Origin of the sequence: Pseudomonas sp. D47, assembly GCF_045447305.1 — a bacterium.
Classification (GTDB): Bacteria; Pseudomonadota; Gammaproteobacteria; order Pseudomonadales; family Pseudomonadaceae; genus Aquipseudomonas.
The window spans coordinates 1-2,576 of record NZ_JBJGXU010000137.1 but is presented as its reverse complement, the minus strand read 5'-3'; the positions used below and the strand labels follow the sequence as shown (position 1 = coordinate 2,576).

The 2,576-nt window shown below is 61.4% G+C and carries 2 protein-coding genes; both read right to left on the bottom strand.

The genetic code is table 11. From position 1 onward, the window contains the following. Positions 1-104: 104 nt before the first annotated feature. Positions 105-860 (bottom strand): IS21-like element ISPre4 family helper ATPase IstB, encoded by a 756-nt coding sequence (gene istB / locus ACI77I_RS31840; protein ID WP_407000154.1) that lies wholly within the window; start codon positions 858-860, stop codon positions 105-107. A 20-nt stretch (positions 861-880) separates the two neighbouring features. Then, positions 881-2,395 (bottom strand): IS21 family transposase, encoded by a 1,515-nt coding sequence (gene istA / locus ACI77I_RS31835; RefSeq protein ID WP_407000152.1) that lies wholly within the window; start codon positions 2,393-2,395, stop codon positions 881-883. Between the last annotated feature and the right edge of the window lie 181 nt (positions 2,396-2,576).

Here is a 2,576-nt window from a genome sequence, read left to right as displayed (position 1 = left end):
TGCGCATTCCACGCCATCCGGCCACCCAGCCCACCAACATCCGGCCACCTATTCCACGCTCATCCGGCCAGGCAGTCGGAGCGCAGCGACGCAGGTTTGCATTGTTAGTCTGAAGTCCCTGTCGTCGTCAATTTCGTTGCGCGTCTGCGCATCGATTCCCCCTTCAGTTCGATGCGATATGCGTTGTGCACCAGCCGGTCGAGGATCGCGTCGCCCAAGGTCGGGTCGCCTATCAGCGCATGCCATTTGTCCACTGGCATCTGGCTGGTGACCAGCGTCGAGCGGTTGCCGTAGCGGTCGTCCAATAGCTCAAGCATGTCGCGCCGTTGCGGTGCGGTAAACGGTGCCAGACCCCAGTCGTCCAGGATCAGCAGGTCGGTCTTGGCGTAGCCAGCCATCAGTTTGGCGAAGCGGCCATCGCCGTGAGCCAGGCCCAGGTCCTCCATCAAGCGCGGCAGCCGCAGGTAGCGCACGCTGTAGCCGTCGCGGCAGGCCTTGTGGGCCAGCGCGCAGGCGAGCCAGGTTTTGCCTACGCCTGTTGGCCCGCCGATGATCAGATTCAGGCCATCGCGCAGCCACTGGCCGCTGCCCAGTTGCAGGATCAGGGACTTGTCCAAGCCGCGCGGGCTGCGGTAGTCGATGTCTTCCAGGCAGGCGTTGTGGCGCAGTCGTGCCAGTTTCAGGCGGCTGCTCAGACGCGTGTTTTCACGTTCTGTCAGTTCTCGGTCAACCATCAGGCCAAGTCGTTCATCGAAGCCAAGGTCGTTGATATCGGGCGTTGCGTGTTGCTCGCCCAGCGACTTGATCATGCCGTGCAGGCGCAGGGTTTGTAGCTTGTCGAGTGTCGGGTTAGGCAGCATTTTCGTGCTCCTTTTTCAGGTCAGTGGTAGTAGTCAGGGCCGCGCAGGTTGATGTGCTCGTCGGGCAGTAGCGGCAGGTTTTGCTGGGCGAGTGGTAGCTTTTCCAGCCCTTGGCGCAGGATCGATTCGAGGCTTTTGTAACTGCACGCGCCCAGTGCCAGCGCACGCTGACACGCGGCTTCCAGCCGCGCTTCGCCGTGCTGTTTGCTCAGGCGCAGGATGCCCAGGCAGGCGCGGAAGCCGTGCTGCGGATGGATTCGGCGTTCGAGGATGTAGGCGATAACGCCAGCGGTATTCGGCCCCGTCTGCTCTGCCCAGCGAATCAGCCGTTGCGGTGTCCACTCGGCGTGTTCGCGGTGGCTCTTGGGCATGTGCTCGGTTTGAGTGGTGTGGCGGCCTTTGTGCAGCGAGCGCAGATGGCTGGCCACGCGCTGGTTGGCGTGGAAGCACTCGACGGTCTGCGCGGTCAAGCGCACTTCGAGTTGGTGCTTCACCAACTGGTACGGTACCGAGTAAAAGTGGCCATCAACCTCCACATGGTAGTCGATGTGCACTCGCACTTTTTTCCATTCGGCGTAGACGTATGGGTGTTCCGGTAGCGTTTGCAACGCCGGTTGGTCGATGGCCTCGAAGGCTGACCGGCGTGAGCCGGGAAGCTTTTTGAAGGGCTTGTGATTGAGCCAACCCAGCAGCAGTGCGATGTCGGTGTTGAGTTCGCCCAGCGAGAAGAACTGGCGGTTGCGCAGCACCGCCAGGATCCAGCGCTCGACCACTTGGACGCCGACTTCGACCTTGGCTTTGTCCTTGGGTTTGCGCGAGCGAGCAGGTAATACGGCGATGCCGTAATGCTCGGCCAGGTCGCGGTAACTGGGGTTGATATCGGGCTCATAACGATGTGCCTTGGTGACGCCGCTGCGTAGATTATCGGGCACCAGGATCTGCGATGTACCGCCGAAAAAAGCGAAGCAACGTACGTGCGAGCCCAGCCAGTCGGGCAGTTTCTGCGACCAAGTGGCTTCGGCAAAGGTGTAGCTCGATGCGCCCAAGACAGCGACGAATATCTGGGCTTGGCGGATTTCACCGGTCTGTCGGTCGATGATCGGCGCGGTCTGCCCAGCGTAATCGACGAAAAGCTTCTCGCCGGCACGGTGTTCCTGGCGCATGACCACGTCGACCTTGGCGGCCCAGAGGCGGTAGTGCTCGCAGAACCAGCTGTATTGGAAGCCTTGCGGGTGAGCGATTCGGTACTCTTGCCAAAGCAGGGCCAGAGTTACGCCCGGGCGGCGCAGCTCGGCATGCGCCCACGCCCAGTCAGGCATCGGACGTTGATCGCTGGGAACGGCGGGCGGCGGCGGAAAAAGATGCCGTTGTAACTCGGCGTCAGTCAGCGCAGAGGGCCAGGTCAGGCCGCTGGCAGCAAAGCGATTGAGGTACTCACCGACGCTGGCTCGACCGACTTGCAAGCTGGCAGCGACCTGGCGGGCAGATAGGCCGACCTCGAATTTGAGACGTAGCACTTCTCGAATCTTACGCATGGATAAACGTTCCACGACGACCTCTCTGCTTCGATAAAAGAGGTCGATGGTAGTGAATTAATCCTGCGCTGCTGCCTGCCTTATTGGTGGCCGGATGGCCGTGGAATGGGCGGCCGGATCATCGTGGAATCAGTGGCCGGATGTTCATGGAATGGGTGGCCGGATGGCCGTGGAATCCGCA

What these genes read in the sequence shown, in the direction of transcription:
- istB (WP_407000154.1), bottom strand. Translation starts at nt 860, where the DNA reads ATGCTGCCTAACCCGACACTCGACAAGCTACAAACCCTGCGCCTGCAC.
- istA (WP_407000152.1), bottom strand. Translation starts at nt 2,395, where the DNA reads ATGCGTAAGATTCGAGAAGTGCTACGTCTCAAATTCGAGGTCGGCCTA.